General features: G+C 63.9%; 17 protein-coding genes. 6 read left to right on the top strand and 11 right to left on the bottom strand.

The window, feature by feature from the left end; translation table 11 throughout:
• Positions 1-41: 41 nt before the first annotated feature.
• The 5 genes from IC761_RS24950 to IC761_RS24970 form a co-directional block, all read right to left on the bottom strand.
• Positions 42-1,328, bottom strand: coding sequence for a DUF445 domain-containing protein (locus IC761_RS24950; RefSeq protein WP_195799342.1), 1,287 nt, complete (start codon positions 1,326-1,328; stop codon positions 42-44).
• Between the two features lie 159 nt (positions 1,329-1,487).
• Positions 1,488-1,943 (bottom strand): phasin, encoded by a 456-nt coding sequence (locus IC761_RS24955; RefSeq protein WP_195799343.1) that lies wholly within the window; start codon positions 1,941-1,943, stop codon positions 1,488-1,490.
• Between the two features lie 201 nt (positions 1,944-2,144).
• On the bottom strand, positions 2,145-2,738 hold the full coding sequence (locus IC761_RS24960) for a GNAT family N-acetyltransferase (RefSeq protein ID WP_195799344.1): 594 nt from the start codon (positions 2,736-2,738) through the stop codon (positions 2,145-2,147).
• Positions 2,735-3,817, bottom strand: a complete 1,083-nt coding sequence (locus tag IC761_RS24965; protein WP_195799345.1) for a PHA/PHB synthase family protein — start codon at positions 3,815-3,817, stop codon at positions 2,735-2,737. The genes IC761_RS24960 and IC761_RS24965 overlap by 4 nt, the downstream gene beginning before the upstream one ends.
• Entirely contained in the window at positions 3,814-4,194 is a 381-nt protein-coding gene (locus tag IC761_RS24970) for a hypothetical protein (RefSeq protein WP_195799346.1), read from the bottom strand. The genes IC761_RS24965 and IC761_RS24970 overlap by 4 nt, the downstream gene beginning before the upstream one ends.
• Before the next feature lie 154 nt (positions 4,195-4,348).
• Here IC761_RS24970 and IC761_RS24975 point away from each other — a divergent pair, with 154 nt between their 5' ends.
• Positions 4,349-5,269 (top strand): alpha/beta fold hydrolase, encoded by a 921-nt coding sequence (locus IC761_RS24975; RefSeq protein ID WP_195799347.1) that lies wholly within the window; start codon positions 4,349-4,351, stop codon positions 5,267-5,269.
• Here the strand turns inward: IC761_RS24975 and IC761_RS24980 are convergent.
• The 6 genes from IC761_RS24980 to IC761_RS25005 form a co-directional block, all read right to left on the bottom strand.
• Complete coding sequence (locus IC761_RS24980; protein ID WP_195799348.1) at positions 5,266-5,940, bottom strand: spermidine synthase family protein; 675 nt, start codon at positions 5,938-5,940, stop codon at positions 5,266-5,268. The genes IC761_RS24975 and IC761_RS24980 overlap by 4 nt on opposite strands.
• A gap of 136 nt (positions 5,941-6,076) precedes the next feature.
• A complete protein-coding gene (locus tag IC761_RS24985; protein ID WP_195799349.1) occupies positions 6,077-9,307 on the bottom strand; it encodes a bifunctional cytochrome P450/NADPH--P450 reductase in 3,231 nt (1,076 codons plus the stop codon).
• 131 nt (positions 9,308-9,438) lie between these two features.
• Positions 9,439-10,434, bottom strand: coding sequence for an alpha/beta fold hydrolase (locus IC761_RS24990; RefSeq protein ID WP_195804764.1), 996 nt, complete (start codon positions 10,432-10,434; stop codon positions 9,439-9,441).
• A 22-nt stretch (positions 10,435-10,456) separates the two neighbouring features.
• Positions 10,457-12,007 (bottom strand): WS/DGAT/MGAT family O-acyltransferase, encoded by a 1,551-nt coding sequence (locus tag IC761_RS24995; protein ID WP_195799350.1) that lies wholly within the window; start codon positions 12,005-12,007, stop codon positions 10,457-10,459.
• A 48-nt stretch (positions 12,008-12,055) separates the two neighbouring features.
• Positions 12,056-12,856, bottom strand: a complete 801-nt coding sequence (locus tag IC761_RS25000) for an esterase/lipase family protein (protein WP_195799351.1) — start codon at positions 12,854-12,856, stop codon at positions 12,056-12,058.
• Positions 12,857-13,114, bottom strand: coding sequence for a DUF6489 family protein (locus IC761_RS25005; protein WP_011085662.1), 258 nt, complete (start codon positions 13,112-13,114; stop codon positions 12,857-12,859). It lies immediately after the preceding gene.
• A gap of 381 nt (positions 13,115-13,495) precedes the next feature.
• Here IC761_RS25005 and IC761_RS25010 point away from each other — a divergent pair, with 381 nt between their 5' ends.
• The 5 genes from IC761_RS25010 (at position 13,496) to IC761_RS25030 (ending at position 19,143) form a co-directional block, all read left to right on the top strand.
• Positions 13,496-15,097, top strand: coding sequence for an ABC transporter substrate-binding protein (locus tag IC761_RS25010; RefSeq protein ID WP_195799352.1), 1,602 nt, complete (start codon positions 13,496-13,498; stop codon positions 15,095-15,097).
• Between the two features lie 115 nt (positions 15,098-15,212).
• Positions 15,213-16,193, top strand: coding sequence for an ABC transporter permease (locus tag IC761_RS25015; protein ID WP_195799353.1), 981 nt, complete (start codon positions 15,213-15,215; stop codon positions 16,191-16,193).
• 1 nt (position 16,194) lies between these two features.
• Positions 16,195-17,157, top strand: a complete 963-nt coding sequence (locus tag IC761_RS25020; RefSeq protein ID WP_195799354.1) for an ABC transporter permease — start codon at positions 16,195-16,197, stop codon at positions 17,155-17,157.
• Positions 17,158-17,170: 13 nt separating this feature from the next.
• Positions 17,171-18,157, top strand: coding sequence for an ABC transporter ATP-binding protein (locus IC761_RS25025; protein WP_195799355.1), 987 nt, complete (start codon positions 17,171-17,173; stop codon positions 18,155-18,157).
• On the top strand, positions 18,154-19,143 hold the full coding sequence (locus IC761_RS25030; RefSeq protein ID WP_195799356.1) for an ABC transporter ATP-binding protein: 990 nt from the start codon (positions 18,154-18,156) through the stop codon (positions 19,141-19,143). Before IC761_RS25025 ends, IC761_RS25030 begins: the two co-directional genes overlap by 4 nt.
• Positions 19,144-19,215 lie beyond the last annotated feature (72 nt).

Here is a 19,215-nt window from a genome sequence, read left to right on the forward strand (position 1 = left end):
AATAGGCCTGTGCGTTAATGCTAACGGGCGTGACGCAAAAGTCACAACAATCGAAGCAGGAATTCTACGGAGTAGAGCGCGAGGCCCGCGAGCCCACCGATCAGCGAGCCGTTGAAACGGATGTATTGCAGGTCGCGCCCGATGTTGATTTCGATCAGCGAAATCAGCTGCGTCATATTCCACGATTTCACCTGGTCGGAGATGAAGGTGGAGACGCCGCTCTTCTGGTCGGCGACGAAGCTGCGCAGCACCGTCACCAGGCCGTTGTTGATCTCGCCGCGCAGCTCGGCATCGCCGGCGAGCGCCTCGCCGGCGGCGACGAACATGCCGGCGAGATGGTTCTGCAAGACCTGCGTCTCGCCGGACGCGCTGCGTTCGATGAAGGAGCGCGTGTTCGCCCAGACGTTCCGGGCAAGGTCGGCAAGCTCGGGCCGCGCCAGGAGGTCGCGCTTCAAGCCGTCGATCCGATCGATATAGGCCTGATCGGTGCCGAGCCGGTCGACAAATGTCAGCACCATGCGGTCGAACTCGCCGCGGAACGGATGCTTGGGGTCGCTGCGCACCTCATCGAAGAAGGCCGTGGCCGTGCTCACCAGCTTGTTCACGAGAAACTTGTCGGCACGATAGATCCTGAGCAGGGTCGGCAATTCCGCGCGCACCTTGTCGCGGATCATCGCCATCGTGTCCTTTTGATGCAGCGTCTCGTGCATCACGCGCAGGAGATCATCGAACAGGATCTGGTGCCGTCCCTCCGCGACGAAGCCGCGCAAGGTGCCGGCGGCAAGCGGCGCAAGGTCGATCGCCTGGAGCTGCGACGACATGCGCCGGATGATGAAGGTCATCAGGCCGGAGGTCTCGGTCGCCGAGACGGCTTCCGGCAGGAGACGCAGCGCAAAGCGCGCCAGATCGTCGCTGCGCTTGCGGTCGCGCAGCCAGTCGGCGACGAAGGAGCCGAAATCAATCTCCTTCAGCTTGGCCTCGACCGGACCAGCCTCGAGGAAATGCACCTGGATGAATTCGCCGAGCTTGTCGGCGATACGCGCCTGGTTGCTCTGGATGATCGCGGTGTGCGGAATCGGCAGGCCAAGCGGCCGCTTGAACAGCGCGACCACGGCGTACCAGTCGGCCAGGCCGCCGATGGTCGCGGCTTCCGCGAAGGCTGCGACAAAGCCGAACGCGGGATGCACGGGCAACAGCCATTTCGCGACGACGAAGAGCAAGAGCGTGGAAGCCAGCACCAGCGTCGCCAGCGCCTTGACGCGGCGCAGCTCGGCCGCGCGTTCGGCATCGCCTGGAGCGTCGAAGGAGAAGGTGGCGGATGAGTCCATGACTGCGTCACAGTACTCCGTCAGTGCGAGCGAAGCGAAGCAATCCAGACTGTCTCTGCGGAGAGGCTCTGGTTTGCTGCGCTCGCGATGACGGCAGCGCAAAAAACAAGGCCCGCCGAAGCGGGCCTTAAAATTCAGTTTGTCAACGCAGGCGCCAGATCAGGCGGTCTTGTTGTAGACCTTGGCGAAATTGTCCTGAGCGGACTTCGCACCGTTGGCGGCGAGGTTGCCGAGATAGTCGGCGGTCGCCTTGGCGCGCGAGACGAAGGCTTCGCCGCGGGCGCGGAGCAGGCTCGACTGGATCTCGACGGCTTCGCTGACCGACTTGGCGGAGGCGAGCTTGTCGATGCCCGAGAAGAACGCCTCGGCGTCCTCGTAGATCGCCTGCTGGATGTTGCGGCTGATCTTGCCGGCCTCGGTGACGGACTCGGTCACCGCGTTCTCGACGGCGGCGGTCACGCGCTCGGAGCCAGCGAACACCTCGGCAGCACGGTCCTTGGCGGTGTTGGCGGTCTTCTTGACGAATTCGCGGGCAGCCTCGGGAACTTCCAGGTTCTGGATGTTCTTGAAAGCGTCCTTGAAGCCCTCGAAAGCGGTATTGGTCTCAGTGGTCATAGGGTTCTCTCCATCCTCATTGGGTTGAGCTATGGGCTCACCCCGTCCGCATTGGCCCGGGGCACGACTTATATGGCATAGTTAATTGTGCGATGCAATATTCGTATTGCACTGCGATATCACGAAACCGTGAAAAGCCTTAATGGGAGGCAATTTGGCGCCCCCTTGGTCAGCCGGGTTCCCGGACAGCTGACCGGGCCTCTAATGCTGGACGGCGCCCGGAAGCCCATAGGCCTCCATCTGGGCCTGCACCTGCGCGATGTTGTGGCCGAGCACGACGATGTCGTGGGTCTTGTCGCCAACGTCCCTAACATGATCCCGCAGCAGCGCCTCGGCCTTGAAGCCGAGGCTCTCGAACAGCGCAATGGCCGCCTGCTGGTCGACCGTCATCTGGACCGAGAGCTTCTTCAGGCCCGCCCCGAGCGCGAGCGCAAAGGTCTCCTGCGACAGCGCCTTCCCCACCCCCTTCCCGCGAACGTCGGGCGAGACCACCATGCGGATCTCGCCGACATGCGGCGACCACGAATGCGGGTCGCGCACCAGCGTACCGCAGCCGACGACCTGGCCCGCCCTCACCGCAAGCAGGCTCGTGATCGCGCCCCGCTCGATCTCCTTGACCCAGGCCGACAGCACTTTCGGCTCGCTGATGTTGCGCGGCAGGAACAACAGGTCGTGTGTCGGCAGGCCCTTGCCGAAGGCGAGCACGGCGGCCTCGTCCGCAGGCGACATCAGGCGGATCTCGATGTCGCCGGCCTCGGTCTTGACGCGACGCGGATAGGAGCGCTGCTCAGTCATGTCGATCTCTTTCCCAGCCAGGTATCCAGTTTCGGCCACAGCCGCTTCACTGCGTTGGCGCCGGCGACCAGCGAGACGTGACCGCCCTTCAGCATCACCTCTTCCTTGTCGCCGGATCCGATCTTGGCGATCAGATGCTTTGCGGCCTCATAGGGCACGATGTGATCGTGCTCGGCGACCGCGTGCAGGATCGGCACCTTGACGTTCTCGAGCTTCGCGGACCGCCCGCCAACCGACATGGTGTCGTTGAAGAGCTTGTTGTCCCACATCAGGTCCTTGGTGATGGTGCGGAAATATTCGCCGGCCAGCGGCAGCGTGTCGGTCGCCCAGCGGTCGAACATCCGGTAGGATTTCACGAACTCGTCGTTCCAGATGTTCTCCCAGAGCTGGATCTGGCTCACCGCGCGCGAGGCCGGGCGCAGCATCTCGAACGACGACAGGATCATCTCCGGCGGCACATTGCCGATGCTGTCGACGAGACGGTCGACGTCGAAGTAGCGGCGGTCGGAGAAGTTCGAGAACAGTTTCATCTCGCGGAAGTCGACCGGCGTGGTGAAGCAGATCAGATTCTTCATCGGCCCGTCCTGGAAGATCGAGCCGTAGAGCAGCGACAGCACCCCGCCGAAGCAATAACCGATGACGGAGATCTCCTGCTCGCCGGAATCGGCCTGCACGCGGCGAACGCAATCCGGGATGAAGTCGAGGACGTAGTCCTCCATCCGCAGGCTCTTCTCTTCCGGCCGCGGCGCGCTCCAGTCGAGCATGTAGACGTCGTAGCCGCGCTTGAGCAGGAACTCGATGAAACTCTGGCCGGGCACGAGGTCGAGAATGTAGCCGCGATTGGTGGTCGCCATCACGATCAGAACCGGGACGCGGTAGATCTCGTCCGTCATCGGTCGGTAGTGGTAGAGGCTCATCGTGCCACGCGAATGCAGCACGTCCTTCGGTGTCGATCCGAGCGTGGGGCCGGACGTCGAAAAATACTCGACGCCCTTGATGCTGCGCTGGATGGCGCGCTGCACCTCGGACTGGATGCGCTCCGGGATTGCCGCGAAGTCAAGTCCCGTCGCCGCGTTCATTTTTGCTCTCCGCCCTCTGACGGCGGACGTTTCGTGCGCGGCGGCCGCGGTGCGGCGCCAGCCTGCGCTCCGACCGAATGTGCTGACATCTGGCTCAGCATCGACTTGATCTCGCCAATCTGACCTTCGATGACTTGCAGTCGTTCGGCGATGCCGGTCATCTGCTCGCGACTCGGCAGGTTCATCGAGAGCAGGTACTTCTCCATGAGATCGCCGAACTGCTTCTGAGCACCCGCAGCAACGCCGCCGGCGCGATTCATGGCCTGCGAGAATTCAGGCGTCTCCATGGCCTTGGTGGCGAAGGAGTTGAACCCCTTCTCCATCTCGCCAACCATCTTCTGCCACAAGGCGACCGGATCGTTGATCTTGTCGGTCATCGGCATCCTCCCAATGTGGAGGGCTTGTGCCCTTCTTTTCCGCCATACCACACCGTTGCGGCGTGCCGGTCAACCGGTGTCGCGCACGCGGCTTCTTCGCGGAACGAAACCGTGCGATACAGCGAAGATCAGAGAATTTCGAGGGAACGCGCCCGTGACCGCCTCCACCCATCAGCCGCCGCAGACCGTCCGCGCCAATGGCATCGACATCTGCTACGAGATCTTTGGCAACGACAATGCCGAGCCGCTGCTACTGATCATGGGGCTCGGGGCGCAGATGATCCATTGGGACGATGCCTTCTGCGAGCGGCTTGCCGCACGCGGCTTCCGCGTGATCCGCTTCGACAACCGCGATATCGGCAAGTCCAGCCATCTGACCGGCGGCAAACGCCTGACGCCGCTTGAGCTGTTGAAGCTGCGGTTCCTGAAGGTCCCGGTCGCCGCGACCTACAAGCTGATCGACATGGCGAAAGACACGGTCAGCCTGATGGACGCGCTCGGCGTCAAGTCCGCACACCTCGTCGGCGTGTCCATGGGCGGCATGATCGCGCAGGAAGTGACCCTGTCGTTTCCACAGCGCGTGCGCTCGCTGACCTCGATCATGTCGACAACGGGCAATCCGCGCCTGCCGCCGCCGAGCCGCGAAGCAGCCGCGGTGCTCATGGCGCCACCGCCGCGCAGCAAGGAAGAGTACATCGCGCGCTTCTGCCGAAACTGGACGGTGCTGCGCGCCGGCTCTTTCCCCGAAGAGGAAGCACTCGATCCCGGCCGGGCCGAACGCACGTTTGCGCGCGGTCTCAATCCGGCTGGCGTCGGCCGCCAGCTGCGCGCGGTGCTCGCCTCGGGCAGCCGCAAGGAGCGGCTGCACGCCGTCAAGACGCCGTCACTCGTGATCCATGGCACTGTCGATCCGCTGGTGCATCCTGAAGGCGGCAAGGACACCGCCGCCTCGATCCCCGGCGCGAAATTGTTGATGATCGAGGACATGGGCCATGCCCTGCCGATGCGGTTCTGGCCGCAAATCATCGACGCCATCGACAAGCACGCGCATGGCGCGGCAGTGAAGGCGGCTTAAGCCTTCCGCGCGATCCAGATCACATGGCGCGCACCGCCACCCTTGCCGGTGGCACGGACATTGACCTCGTTGACTTCGAAACCCGCCGTCCGGAGTTGGCGTGAAAACTTTGCATGAGGTCCAGACGACCAGACCGCGAGCACTCCGCCTCGCCGGAGCGCGGTGTGCGCTCGCCTCAACCCCGCGGCATCGTACAGCGCGTCATTGGCCTTTCGGGTGAGACCTTCGGGACCGTTGTCGACATCCAGCAGGATGGCATCAAACGTGAGGGGATGCCGTTCGATCAGCTGAGCAACATCGACTTCACGAACATCGACGCGAGGATCGCCGAGGCTGTCGCCGAAAATTTCCGCCATCGGGCCGCGCGCCCAGGCCACCACGGACGGCACCAGTTCAGACAGCACGATCTGCGCCTTGCTCCCGAACGCCCCGAGCGCGGCACGCAGCGTGAAGCCCATCCCCAATCCGCCGATGAGCACGACCGGCTTGGCAACTTTTTCGATCTGCTTCGCCGCGAGTGTCGCGAGTGCTGCCTCGGAACCCGACAGACGGCTGTTCATCAGCTCGTTGGTGCCGAGCTTGATGGAAAACTCCTTGCCGCGCCGCATCAGGCGGAGCTCCTCGTCGGAGCCGGGGATTTTGGCGGTGTCGATCGTTTCCCAGGGAATCATGGGAGAGCTTTAGCACGGTTTGCTTCATGGCTTCGTCGCCTGGATGGAGCGCAGCGCAATCCGGGATTGCCTCCTCCGCGGAAAGACCTCCCGGATTTCGCTTCGCTCCATCCGGGCGACGAGAGCAGGCCGTGGGCTACCCGCCCGCCCAGACGTCCAGCACATAGCGGTTCTTCGCACCCATCTCCTCAATCCAGCGTGCGCTGGCGACCGCATCGCTGCCGGTCTTTTCACGATGGATCGCAACCAGCGCCGCCTTCACATCGGGCTCCATCTTGCTGCCGTCGCCGCAGACATAGACGATCGCACCGTGCTCGATCAGCGGCCAGACCCTGTCCTTTTGCGCGGCGAGGACGTGCTGCACATAGGTCTTCGGTCCGTCCGCACGCGAGAACGCGGTGAAGAGCTCGGTGATGCCGTTGGCCGCCAGCGTCTTCAGTTCGTCCGCATAGAGAAAATCCTGATCGGGATGGCGGCAGCCGAAGAACAACATCGCCGGACCGAGGGCGGCGCCTTTCGCCTTGCGCGCAGCGCGCTCCTGAAGGAAGCCGCGGAATGGAGCCAGACCTGTGCCCGGGCCGATCATGACGATCGGCACGGATGCATCATCGGGCAAGCGGAAGCCGGCCTTGGTCTCGCGCACGGTGGCATACATCGCATCGCCCGCGCGCCGATTGGCGAGATAGTTCGAGCAGATGCCCTTGTAGGTGCCGCGCCCAGAGGCGGCTGGCCCCTCGACCACGCCGACCGTGACGCTGCAACGCGCGGGATCGACCGACGGCGAGGACGAGATCGAGTAATAGCGCGGCGCCAGCAACGAGAGCATTTCGAGATAGACGTGGAACGGTAGTTCACAGGCTGGATATTCGAGCAGCAGGTCGAACACCGATTTCCGTCTGGCCAGAATCTCGGTGCGATAGCGCTCGAGCGGCTCAGCCTCCTCGCCGACAAAGGCCAGCAGCTTCGGCTTGGTCACCGGACAGCGGGTGTGCTCGGCCATGATCTGGATCTGCTTGCGCGTCGCGACCTGCTGCAGCTCGACGAACTCGCTGAGCAGGCGACCGACCGACACGGCCTCACCGACCGGCAATTGCGCCCGGCGGCCCTCGGCGACCTGGAGCCTGATCTGGTCGGCCGGCAGAAAGCCGAAGCGGCGGGCGACCGAATCCACCAGTGTCGGATCGTTGCGCGGAACGACGCTCAGATGATCGCCGACACGGTAGGCGACATTCGACGGCAGCTGCACCTCGATGTGACGCGTCGAACGCTCCGACGGATTGGCCCCGCTCTTGCTCTGGAGCTCGTCATTGACCAGCACCTTCATCGCCACCGCCCCACCCTGGGCCACGATGGTGTTGACGGCGGTCACCGCCACCGGCTCGATCGCGTAGAGCGGATCGTCCTCCGCGGTGCGGGTGAAATTCCAGTCGATGCCGAATTCGTTGGTTGCAACCTGGGCTGCCGCCGGGAACCATTTCTGGAACTGGCCGTCGAGATCGCTGCGCGCATCGCCCTCACCGCGCGGATAGACCGCGCGGGCACCATGCTTCAACAATTGTTCGTCGATGAAACGTGGCACCGATTGATAGGTCGCCGCCCAGTCGCTGTTGCCGCAACCGAACACGGCATAGCGCACATTGGCAAAGGCATCCTTGGGCAGATCGTCGCCGAGCCATTTGACGAATTGGGAGGCATTGTCCGGCGGCGCGCCGTTGTAGGAGGCGCAGATGATCAGCACGCCACCCTCCTGCGGCAGCTTGCCGACATAATCGTCGAGCGGCCCGAGATGCACGGCAAAGCCGTTGATCTCGGCAAGGTCGGCCATGCGGGTCGCCAGTTCCTCGGCGGTGCCGAGATTGGAGCCGTAAAGCACCAGCATCGGCGTGTTATGGCCGGGCCGCGTGGTCGGCTGGCGCGGCGCTTTCAACGTCGAAGCTACCAATGGTCCGCCATAGGCACCACGCTCACGATCGGCGCGCGGGCGCACCCTGATCTTGAAGCCTTCCGGCTTCATCGTCAGCGTTTCCTTCAAATGCATCTGGTAACGCTGGTGGTCGATCAGCCTGAAGCGCTGGAGGATCATGCCGAGCGCGAGCGCGGCCTCGTGCATGGCGAAGCCGCGACCGATACAGGCGCGCTGGCCGTTGCCGAACGGCTTCCAGGCATTGACCGGCCGCCTGGCCTCCGCCTCGCGGCTGAAATTCTCCGGGTCGAACGCATCCGGGTTCGGCCCCCAAACGCTGGGATCGCGATGCAGCGCCGTCACCAGGATGGTGATGAACGTGCCCTTTCGGAGCTTGTACTTGCCGCCGCCGATGGCCTCGTCCTTTAGCGGCGAGATGCCGTAGGCGGGCGCCGGCGGCCACAGACGCAGCGCCTCTTTCAGGATCTGCGTGACGTAGCTGAGCTGCGTCACCTGCTGATAGGTCGGCCTGGCATCGACATCCGGACCGAACACGCGATCGACCTCATCATAGGCCTTCTTCAGAATGTCCGGATGCTTCAACAGCGCATAGAGCGTGTACGATAACAGGCCGCTGGTGGTCTCGTGCCCCGCGATTAGGAACGTGTTGATCTGGTAGCGGATGTTGACGTCGTCGAGCTGCTCGCCGGTCGAGCGGTCGACGCCGGTCATCATCGCGGCCAGCATGTCCTTCTTGTCGTCGACGGCCTCGGCGCTCTTGCGGCGCTCGGCGATGATCTCGTCGACCATCCTGTTCATGAAGTCGACGTCTTCGCCCAGGGTCTTGCGCCGCTTCTGCATCCAGAGCTGCTCGAACGGCAGGCCGCGCGTCATCATGATGGTTTCGAGCGAGCGCACCAGCGACTCGACGAATGGGTGATAGTCGCGCCGGTAAAACGAGTTGAAGCGATAGTCGAAACCACAGAGGCCGATCGTGTCGAGCGTCAACGCGGTCATGTCGTGGACGACGTCGATCTCGTCGTCGGCGTTGAGCCGCTCCCATTTCTTGACGAGCTGCTCGGCGATGTCGACCATGCTCGGATGATAGGACTGCATGGCGCGGTTGCCGAACGGCTGGAGCAGGATGTTGTGCGCCTTGCTCCAGTTCGGCTCGCGGGTGTCGGCCGTGAACAGGCCGTCGCCGCCGACCGCGCGCACGCGCCGCAGCGCGCCACGCACGGTCTTGTCGAAGCGCTTCTCGTCCGAGAGCTCGTCGACGAGATCATGGCCGGAGACGACGACGATCGGGGAGCCCATCATGTCGAGCCAGAAGACCGGACCGAGATCCTTGGCAAGCCGCGTCAGATGCTGCACGGGAGCAGCCGAATCCAGCGACAGCATATTGCCGACCACCGGCTTGGTCGGCGGCTGCGGAATCGGGTCCAGTCGGTTCTTGGATGACATCGAAATGTAGTCCCCCTGCCTCAATGTCGTCATTGCGAGCGAAGCGAAGCAATCCAGAAATGTATCCGCGGTGACAGATCTGGATTGCTTCGTCGCTTCGCTCCTCGCAATGACGAGTTCGCGATAACGAGCTAGCCAAACCGCCTTCTACGCCATTCGATCAGCCTGGCGCTGACCTCTTCCGGCTTCTCCTGCTGCGTCCAATGGCCGCTGTCCTTCACCAGATACTTCTCCAGGTCCGGAATAAGCTTCTCCATGCCATCGGCCGCCGACGGTGGCAGCACCGCGTCGTTCTCGGCCATGATCATCAGCGACGGCACGTGGATGTGGTGGTCCAAGCCCTTCGACCGCTCCCAATTACGGGTGAAATTACGATACCAGTTGATGCCGCCGGTGAAGCCGGTCTTTGCAAAGGTGTCGACGAACACCTTCTTCTCGTCGGCGGACAGAATCGGCGTGCGCGCATCGACCTTGGCATCGTAGGCCGCGATCATCTGCGGGAACGCCAGGTTCGTCTTCGACGAGGCACCGATGCCGGCAAGCGGCAGCTCATCGGACTTCGCGTCCGGCCGCGGCAGCGGCTTGCGCATGAACGCGTCGAAGGTCTGCTCGACGCGGCTGCCGAAAATCCTGTCCGGCTCGCGCGCGGGATCCTGGAACTGGACAATGTACATTTGCTCGCCGAAGCGCTGGCGGAATAGCGCAATCGGATCCATCGGCGCGCGGTCCCAATGCGGGGTATTGACGCCGACGACGCCGGCGACACGCGAAGGGTGTCGCAGCGGCATCTGCCAGACGACGAACCCGCCCCAGTCGTGGCCAACGAAGATCGCCTTCTCGATGTTCAGATGATCGAGCAGGCCGACGAGATCGCCGGTCAGGTGCTCCATATCGTACGCGTCGACCGGCTCAGGCCGGTCGGTCGCCCCATAGCCGCGCTGGTCCGGCGCGATCACGCGGATGCCGGCCCCGCTCAGCGCCTTGATCTGGTGGCGCCAGGAGAAAGCGAGCTCGGGCCAGCCGTGGCACAGCACCATCGGCGGGGCGTCGGTGACCGGGCCTGCTTCGTAATAGCCCATGCGGATTCCGTTCGTCTGCGCGAACTTGAGCGGCGGCATTTCAATCATCATGGGATTCCTGGCGAGATTCCTATTCGGCGGCGCCCTTGATGTCGGCCGCAGGCGGCGCGTAAGCCGCTTCGAGCGCGGCGAACTCCTCCGGCAGCATGTCGCACATCACCTGCACGTGCGGAATGATGTTGGCGCCGACGATGAAGCCGAAATCGAGCTGGTCGCGATAGCTCTGCACGGTGATGTTGAGCGCCTGCCCATGCGTCGAGATCGACACCGGGAAGATGTGCAGGAGCTCGGCGCCTGCGGCGTAGAGCGTCTGTCGCGGCCCCGGCACGTTGGACACGGTGATGTTGGCGGCCGGCGGCAGCACGTCCGAGAGGTTCGAACGGCTATAGAGCAGCGCCAAGATCTGCGTCATCATCGGCGCGCCCAGCATCGAGATGTTGGACACCTGCGGCATCAGGGCCCGCAGCGGATGCGACATTTCCTTGGACTTGGTCGATTGCGCGATGATGGCCTCCAACCGAGCCTTGGGATCCTCGATATTGGTCGCGATCGCGCAGATCATGCCGAACACCTGGTTGTTGGCCTCGGTGTTGCCCTCCTCGCGCAGCGAGATCGGCACGGCGGCGGTGAGCGATTTCGCCGGCAGCGTGCCGTATTGCCGGAGGTAGCGGCGGACCACGCCGGAGGCGAGCGCCAGCACGACGTCGTTGAGCTTGCCACCGGCCTGCTTGGCCAGCGCCTTGGCGCGCGACAGCGAGATCGACACGCCGGCAAAGCTGCGTTCCGAGGAGATCGACTTGTTGAGCATGGTCGGCGGCGATACCATGCTGGCGAGACTCTCGCGCGACTTCGGATCGGAGATCTTGCCGAGCACGTCGGAGACGCTCTTGACCATGGTCGGGATGTTGCCGGCAAAGCGCACCGCGCTCTCGATCTGGTACATCGCGTTGTCGAACAGGATCGAGCCGATGTCGCTCTTGCCGGTACGCGGCAGTTGCAAATTCTTCGCGGCCGCCGAGGCATCGAGCGGCTGAGTGAAAAGCTGCTGATAGGAATCGAGCAGGTTGGCCGCGATATCGCGCGGCTCCTGCCCGGGCTTCGATCCGCCGGTCGGCGGATCGACCTGCCGCGGGATCGGCGAGATGTCGTAGATCATGTTGGTCAGGGCCGCCCCGGCGCCACCGTCGATGGCGGCATGGTGCATCTTGGAATAGAGCCCGACCTCGTTGTCCTTCATGCCCTCGAAGACATAGAACTCCCAGAGCGGACGGGCGCGGTTGAGGAGCTTGGCATGCATCCAGCCGACGATGCGCTCGAGCGTGGCGCGGTCGCGCGGCGCCGGCAGGCTGGCGCGGAAGATGTGGCGGTCGATGTCGAACTGATCGTCCTCGACCCAGGAGGGATGGTCGATGTCGAGCGGTGCTTTCTCCAGCCGCGCCTTGAGGATCGGCGCGATGTGCAGGCGCGAGACGATCATCGCCTTGAAGTCTTCGAAGAAGTCGCCCTTGTAGTCGTCAGGCAGGCGAAAGATCGCCATGCTGCCGACATGCATCGGCATTTCCGGTGTTTCCAGATAGAGAAACGATGCGTCGAGCGACGACAGCTTCTTCCCGTCGGCCATAGTTCCCTCCCGAATTATTTTGGCGGGCGCCTTGGGTGGCGCTTCTCGTCAGACCGATACTGCCCGGTCCTGTGGGGCATATGCAATGGCAAACGGCCCGCCCCGGTCGAATGGCCAGAACTCTCCCTCCGGTTGCGCCAGGCGGTCCGCCACGGCCCACAGCGCAGCGGGGTTGACCCCGAGCCCGATATGGCTTGCGAGGTGCACCTCAATGTTCTCGGCGCGCTCGGACGGCTGCAACAGGCAGGTTCGCCAGTTCACGATGCCGTCGGTGCGCGAATAGATCGAGGTCGCCGGCACCGGAAGCTCGCCGGCGATCGCCGCGCGCAGCTCGGCCATATCCTCGACCCGCTCACCGGACATCATCTCGTAGAGTGCGGTCGCGTTGGTCGCCCGCACATCGTTGGCAAAGGGACTGCCGAGCGTCACGACATTGCGGACCATCTCGGGCGCCTGAAGCGCAAGATCGCGGGCATAGACGCCGCCGAGACTCCACCCGACCAGGCTGACCTTGCGTCCGCTTGCGGCGTGGATCTCGGCGAGACGGACGCGCAAGGCCTCGCGCATCCGGGCAAGGCCTCCGAGATTGCGGCCCATCCGCCAGGCATGCGCCTCATAGCCGAGCTCGCTGAGATAGCGCCGCAGCGGCGCCATCGAGAGGTCGCTTGCAAGGAAGCCCGGCAGCGCCAGCACCGGATGGCCGTCTCCCCGCGGCGCGCGCATCAGCAACGGCGAAAGCAGGAGGCTGGCGTTGAATTCGAGCAGGCCGCGCGCCTCGGCAAGCAGGAGACCGAGGGCCGGCGGGCGAAGCCGGCCAGCGTCTGGCGCCCCGTCCCCCGCGGCCGACATTTATTTCTTCTTGTCGCTGCTGCGTGTTCCGCCGAGGCCGGCCATGGTGACGAACATGTCCTGAAACCGCTCGGCGAGCTTCGGATCGAAAGTGAACCAGCTCTGGATCAACGATTCCGGCGAGACCTTGTCGATATTGCTCAGGACCTGCTGCTGCAGCTTGTCCATGACGGCAATTTGCATCGGCGAGACATCCGGCAATCCGAAGAACTGGCGAGCTTCGAGGGGGGTGCAGTCGATTTCGATGTTAACTTTCATGTCCCCTCCAGATGAGATTCGAGCGGCCCGGCGCAGTATCGCCGCGACATGGCATGCGACGCAAGCGACCTGAGACGGGGGCCGGAGGCCGGCTTCGGCAATCGGCGGATATGGTCAATCAAATCGCTCCCACGCTTGCTTGCCGCCCGGCCTGTGGGGCGTTTCCGTCTTTATTCCCGGACTCCGCAGGCCGAAAGTCCCATGTCCCCCGCGCGGCTCTCGCCCCTAAATTGTCGGTCAGCATTGCTGCACAGCGGTGCAACTTGGCGCGTTCCTTGCTGGAATGGCGCTTGCACGGGTCGAGAACTCTGGGCAACATGGATCGATCGGCCCCGCCGAACAATCAAAAATGACGGTGCGGGCGAGTGGAGAGGGTCAAGAATGTCAGTCGGACGAAGTCTGTTTGCGGCGACGCTCGCCGGTGTGTTGGCGTTGGCGGTCTCGCCGGCGTCGAGCCAGACGCTGCGCTACGCCAACCAGGGTGAGCTGAAGTCGCTCGACCCCTACACACTGAACGAGTCGACCACCAGTGCGCATCTCGGCCATGTCTACGAGGGCCTGGTTGCCCGCGACAAGAACCTGAAGATCATCCCGGCACTGGCCGAAAGCTGGGAGACGCCGGAGCCGACACGCTGGCGCTTTCACCTGCGCAAGGACGTCAAATTCCACAACGGCGACCCCTTCACCGCGGACGATGTGGTGTTCTCAGCTGAGCGCGTGCGGGCCAAAGGCTCGAACTTTCTCAGTCGCCTCCCCGCCGACGCCAAGGTCGTCAAGATCGACGATTACACCGTCGATTTCATCCTCACCGCGCCCAATCCCATCCTGACGGCGCTGTGGGCGACCTGGTACATCATGGACAAGAAGTGGGCAGAGGCGAACGATGCAGTGGCACCGACGCCGGCAGCCGCCACGACCCCGAGCTACGCCTCGCTCCATGAAAACGGCACCGGCCCCTTCACGATCGAGAGCCATCAGCCGGGCGTGAAGACTGTCTTCAAGGCGTACCCGGGTTGGTGGAGGAAGCCGGAGCATAATCTGAAGGAGATCGTCTTCACCCCGATCGCCTCCGAGGCCACGCGCGTCGCGGCCCTGCTGTCGGGCGAGGTCGACGTGATCGAGCCGGTTCCGGTCCAGGACATCCAGCGCGTCAATGCGAGCCCCAATGCGACCGTGCTGACGGGACCTGAACTCCGCACCATCTTCGTCGGCATGGACCAGTCCCGCGACGAACTCCTGTACTCGAACGTCAAGGGCAAGAACCCGTTCAAGGACATTCGCGTTCGCGAAGCCGTCTACAGGGCGATCGACGTCGACCTGATCAAGAATCGCGTCATGCGCGGCCTCTCCACGCCATCCCCGCTGATGATCGCGCCGGAGCTCTATTCGCTGTCGAAGGACTTCACCCGACCGAAGTTCGACCCTGATAGCGCCAAGAAGCTCCTGGCGGACGCCGGCTATGCCGACGGTTTCGAAGTGACGATGGATTGCCCCAATGATCGTTACGTCAATGACGCCGCGATCTGCCAGGCTATCGTCGGCATGCTTGCCCGCATCAATATCAAGGTAAACCTGCTGGCGCAGCCCAAGGCGCTGTATTTCGCCAAGGTGCTGAAGCCCGGCGGCTACAAGACCTCGCTGTTCATGCTGGGCTGGACCCCCGATACGCTCGACTCGCACAACGTGCTGCACGACATCATGGGCTGCCGTGACGATCCCAAGGATCCCAACCGCGGTGAAGCCAATCTCGCCGGCTATTGCAACAGGCAGTTCGACGAGCTCGCGGACAAGGTTCTCCTGGAACCCGATCCGGCCAAGCGCGATCTCCTGATCAAGCAGGCCTGGGAGATCTCGATCAAGGACTGGGCCTACGTTCCGCTGCACCAGCAAGCGCTCGCTTGGGGCGTGTCGAAGAAGGTGAAACTGACCCAGCGGGCGGACAACCAGGTCCTGCTCTATTGGGCGACCAAGCAGGACGAGTAGGTGTCGACAAGTTGTGAAGTCCCGGAAGCCATCGCTTTCAAGATCTGGCTTCCGGGACTTGCTGTTTCGGGCTAACGCGATGATGCGCGCCCCTGAAGAGATGTGAAAGGAACAGATGCTCGCTTTCACACTGCGCCGGGCCATCCAGGCCGTCGGCGTGATGATCGCAGTTGGAATCATCGCGTTCTCGATGTTCCGCTTCGCCGGCGATCCCGTGAACCAGATGGTCGGGATGGACACGTCCGGCGCCGAACGCGCCGCGATCCGCAAATCGCTCGGCCTCGACGATCCCGTCATCGTGCAGTTCGGCCGTTATGTCGGCAACGCCGCGCAGTTCAAGTTCGGCGTGTCCTACCAGTTCCGCCTGCCCGTCACCAACCTGCTGATGGAGCGGATGCCGGCCACGCTGGAGCTGGCCATCGTTGCCACCATCTTCGCCATGGTCAGCGGCATCCTGATGGGCGTCTATTCCGCGCTGCGTCGTGACAGCTGGCTCGCGCATGTGTTCCAGGCCGTCTCGTTGATCGGCATCTCGCTGCCGACCTTCCTGATCGGCATCCTCCTGATCTACCTGTTTTCAGTAACGCTGGGCTGGCTGCCCTCGTTCGGCCGCGGCGATGTCGTGCATATCGGCTGGTGGACGACGGGGCTGCTGACGCTCTCGGGCCTGAAGGCGCTGATCATGCCCTCGATCACGCTCGGCCTGTTCCAGATGACCCTGATCATGCGCCTCGTCCGCGCCGAGATGCTGGAGGTGATGCGCACCGATTACATCCGCTTCGCCCGCGCTCGTGGCCTCACCACGCGCGCCATCCATTTCGGCCATGCGCTGCGCAACACCTTGGTGCCCGTGATCACCGTGGCCGGCCTGCAATTTGGCTCGGTAATTGCTTTCGCCATCATCACGGAGACCGTGTTCCAGTGGCCGGGCATGGGCCTCCTGTTCGTGCAGGCCGTTCAAAACGTCGATATCCCGATCATGGCGGCCTATCTGATGATGGTGTCCCTGATCTTCGTCACCATCAATCTCGTGGTTGATATCCTCTACACCATCGTCGATCCGCGGCTGCGTTCGACGGTCAGCCGGGCGCATTGAGATGAGCGAGGCCGTCGTTCCGCACAAAGCCGAGAAAAGTGCGACCACCGCTCCTGGCTGGCTCAGGCGCGCGCTCGACAGCGACCTGTTCTATTCGTTCCGCCGCTCCAGGATCACCATGATCGCGGCGGCGGTCACGCTGCTGTTCTTCCTGGTCGCGATCTTTGCGTCCGTGCTGTCGGTACAAAATCCCTTCGATCCGGCGCAGCTCCAGCTGATGAATTCGCGCATCTCGCCGCTGTGGACCGCGGACGGCCAGAGCCCGTTCCTGCTCGGCACCGACGAGCAGGGCCGCGACGTGCTCTCCGCGATCCTCTACGGCATGCGCATCTCGCTTCTCGTCGGCGTGCTCGGCGTGGTCCTCTCCGGCGCGCTCGGCATCCTGCTCGGGCTGACGGCCGGCTATTTCGGCGGCGCCGTCGACGGGCTGATCATGCGCATCGCCGACGTGCAGCTCTCCTTCCCGGCGATCCTGATTGCGCTTTTGATCAACGGCATCGCTAAATCGGTGCTCGGCAACAGGCTCGACGAGATGAGCATGCTGGGCGTTTTGGTGTTCGCGATCGGCCTGAGCTTCTGGGTGCAATATGCCCGTACGGTGCGCGGCTCGGTGATGGTCGAGAAAAACAAGGACTATGTCGCCGCCGCGCAATTGATCGGCCTGCCCGCTCCCGTGATCATGCTGCGCCACGTGCTGCCGAACACAATGGGGCCGATCCTCGTCATCGCCACCATCAATCTCGCGCTCGCCATCATCACCGAGGCGACGCTGTCCTTTCTCGGCTCGGGCATGCCCGAGACCATGCCCTCGCTCGGCACGCTCATTCGCATCGGCAACAATTATCTGTTCGCAGGCGAATGGTGGATCGTTGCCTTCCCGGGCATCGCGCTCGCAGCGCTGATCCTGTCCATCAACCTGCTCGGCGACTGGCTGCGCGACGCGCTCAACCCGAAGCTCCGATGAGTATCCCCCGTTCATGACCGAACCCGTCCTCTCCGTGCGCAATCTCCAGGTCGAGTTCGCCTCCCGCCGCGGCACGCTGCGGGCGATCGACGGTGTCTCCTTCGACATCGCCAAGGGCGAAGTGCTGGGCGTGGTCGGCGAATCCGGCGCCGGCAAATCCGTCACCGGGCTCTCGGTGATCGGCCTGATCGATCCGCCCGGCCGCATCTCCGCCGGCGAGATCCGCCTCTCCGGCCTGCGCGTCGACAATCTGCCGCCGGAGGAAATGCGCCGTATCAGGGGAAAGCGCATCGGCATGATCTTCCAGGATCCCCTCACCTCGCTCAATCCGCTCTACAAGGTCGGCGACCAGATCGTGGAGACGATCAAGACCCACCTGAACCTGTCCGAGACGGCGGCGCGCCGCCGCGCCATCGATCTGCTCGCCGAAGTCGGCATTCCCGCACCGGAAAAGCGCATCGACGGTTATCCCCATGAATTCTCCGGCGGCATGCGCCAGCGCGTGGTGATTGCGCTCGCGATCTGCGCCGAGCCGGAACTGATCATCGCCGACGAGCCGACCACCGCACTCGACGTCTCCGTGCAAGCGCAGATCATCTCGCTGATCAAACGCCTCGGCCGCGATCACGGCACCGCGGTGATGCTGGTGACGCACGACATGGGCGTGATCGCCGAGACCTCCGACCGCGTTGCCGTGATGTATGCCGGCCGTGTCGCCGAGATCGGCCCGGTGCAGGACGTCGTGAAGAACCCGCTGCACCCCTACGCCAAGGGCCTGATGGGCGCGATCCCCACGCTTGCCGGCGATGACAAGCGCCTGGTTCAGATCCCCGGCTCGATGCCGCGGCTGTCGGCGATCCCGCGCGGCTGCTCGTTCAATCCGCGCTGCGCCTCCGCCTTCGATCGCTGCCGGGTGGACCGGCCGGAGCCGTTGTCGCGCGGCACACAGTCGGTTGCCTGCCATCTCTATGACAGCGTGCCGGCGGAGAGCGCGGCATGAGCGCGCCTTTCGTCCAGGCGACAAATCTGCGCCGCGTCTTCGACGTCTCGAAGCCATGGCTCAACCGCGTGCTTGAAGGCGGGCAGCTCGAATTTCTCAAGGCAGTCGACGGCGTCACGTTTGATATCAGGAAGGGCGAGACGTTTGCGCTGGTCGGTGAGTCCGGCTCGGGCAAGACCACGGTGGCGCGGATGGTCGTCGGCCTTTTGCCGCCGAGCTCCGGGGACGTGCTGATCGACGGAATCCCGATGGCCGATCCCCGGCAGGCGCTGGCGCGGCGAAAACTGCGACGCCGCATCCAGATGATCTTTCAGGATCCGTATGCGAGCCTGAACCCGCGCTTCCGCGTCGATGCCATCATCTCCGAGCCGATCCGCGCCTTCGACCTGATCCAGGGCGAGCGCGACATCCAGGCCCGCGTCGGCGAGCTGCTCAGCCTCGTCGGCCTGCATCCCGACGACCGATTGAAGTTTCCACACGAGTTCTCAGGCGGCCAGCGCCAGCGCATCGCGATCGCGCGCGCGCTCGCCTCAGATGCCGAGTTCATCGTCTGCGACGAGCCGACCTCGGCGCTCGACGTCTCCGTGCAGGCGCAGATCCTCAATTTGATGCGCGATCTCCAGGACAAGTTCGGCCTGACCTACATGTTCATCAGCCACAACCTCGCCGTGGTCCGCCACATGGCGAGCCGCGTCGGCGTGATGTATCTCGGCCGCATCGTCGAGATCGCCGAGGGACGCGAGCTGTTTTCCCGCCCGCGCATGCCCTACACCAAGATGCTGCTCGGCGCCGTGCCAGACCTCGCCATGAGCGGCCGCCAGCGCATTCCGGTCAAGGGCGAGATCCCGAACCCGATCAACCCGCCACCCGGCTGCGCCTTCAATCCGCGCTGCCCGCTGGCATTCGACCTCTGCCGCAAGGAAACCCCGGAATTGATCGACGGCGTCGCCTGCCACGCGGTTAACACCGCGCCGGTCCCGGCGTGACGCGCGCGTGCCATGCGGCCTGCGCATTGGCGGCACGGCGTGGCCTGTGATCAATTGCGCGCGCCGAAAATA

The sequence above is a fragment of the Bradyrhizobium commune genome, from assembly GCF_015624505.1.
In the GTDB taxonomy this organism is placed as follows: domain Bacteria; phylum Pseudomonadota; class Alphaproteobacteria; order Rhizobiales; family Xanthobacteraceae; genus Bradyrhizobium; species Bradyrhizobium commune.

Bases quoted from the DNA above. Each gene is read 5' to 3' on its own strand.
- IC761_RS24965 (WP_195799345.1), bottom strand. From the start codon at position 3,817: ATGAACGCGGCGACGGGACTTGACTTCGCGGCAATCCCGGAGCGCATC.
- IC761_RS25030 (WP_195799356.1), top strand. From the start codon at position 18,154: ATGAGCGCGCCTTTCGTCCAGGCGACAAATCTGCGCCGCGTCTTCGAC.
- IC761_RS24995 (WP_195799350.1), bottom strand. From the start codon at position 12,007: ATGGCCGACGGGAAGAAGCTGTCGTCGCTCGACGCATCGTTTCTCTAT.
- IC761_RS24970 (WP_195799346.1), bottom strand. From the start codon at position 4,194: ATGACCGACAAGATCAACGATCCGGTCGCCTTGTGGCAGAAGATGGTT.
- IC761_RS24985 (WP_195799349.1), bottom strand. From the start codon at position 9,307: ATGTCATCCAAGAACCGACTGGACCCGATTCCGCAGCCGCCGACCAAG.
- IC761_RS24990 (WP_195804764.1), bottom strand. From the start codon at position 10,434: ATGATTGAAATGCCGCCGCTCAAGTTCGCGCAGACGAACGGAATCCGC.
- IC761_RS24955 (WP_195799343.1), bottom strand. From the start codon at position 1,943: ATGACCACTGAGACCAATACCGCTTTCGAGGGCTTCAAGGACGCTTTC.
- IC761_RS24980 (WP_195799348.1), bottom strand. From the start codon at position 5,940: ATGATTCCCTGGGAAACGATCGACACCGCCAAAATCCCCGGCTCCGAC.
- IC761_RS25025 (WP_195799355.1), top strand. From the start codon at position 17,171: ATGACCGAACCCGTCCTCTCCGTGCGCAATCTCCAGGTCGAGTTCGCC.
- IC761_RS25005 (WP_011085662.1), bottom strand. From the start codon at position 13,114: ATGAAAGTTAACATCGAAATCGACTGCACCCCCCTCGAAGCTCGCCAG.
- IC761_RS25010 (WP_195799352.1), top strand. From the start codon at position 13,496: ATGTCAGTCGGACGAAGTCTGTTTGCGGCGACGCTCGCCGGTGTGTTG.
- IC761_RS24950 (WP_195799342.1), bottom strand. From the start codon at position 1,328: ATGGACTCATCCGCCACCTTCTCCTTCGACGCTCCAGGCGATGCCGAA.
- IC761_RS25020 (WP_195799354.1), top strand. From the start codon at position 16,195: ATGAGCGAGGCCGTCGTTCCGCACAAAGCCGAGAAAAGTGCGACCACC.
- IC761_RS25000 (WP_195799351.1), bottom strand. From the start codon at position 12,856: ATGTCGGCCGCGGGGGACGGGGCGCCAGACGCTGGCCGGCTTCGCCCG.
- IC761_RS25015 (WP_195799353.1), top strand. From the start codon at position 15,213: ATGCTCGCTTTCACACTGCGCCGGGCCATCCAGGCCGTCGGCGTGATG.
- IC761_RS24960 (WP_195799344.1), bottom strand. From the start codon at position 2,738: ATGACTGAGCAGCGCTCCTATCCGCGTCGCGTCAAGACCGAGGCCGGC.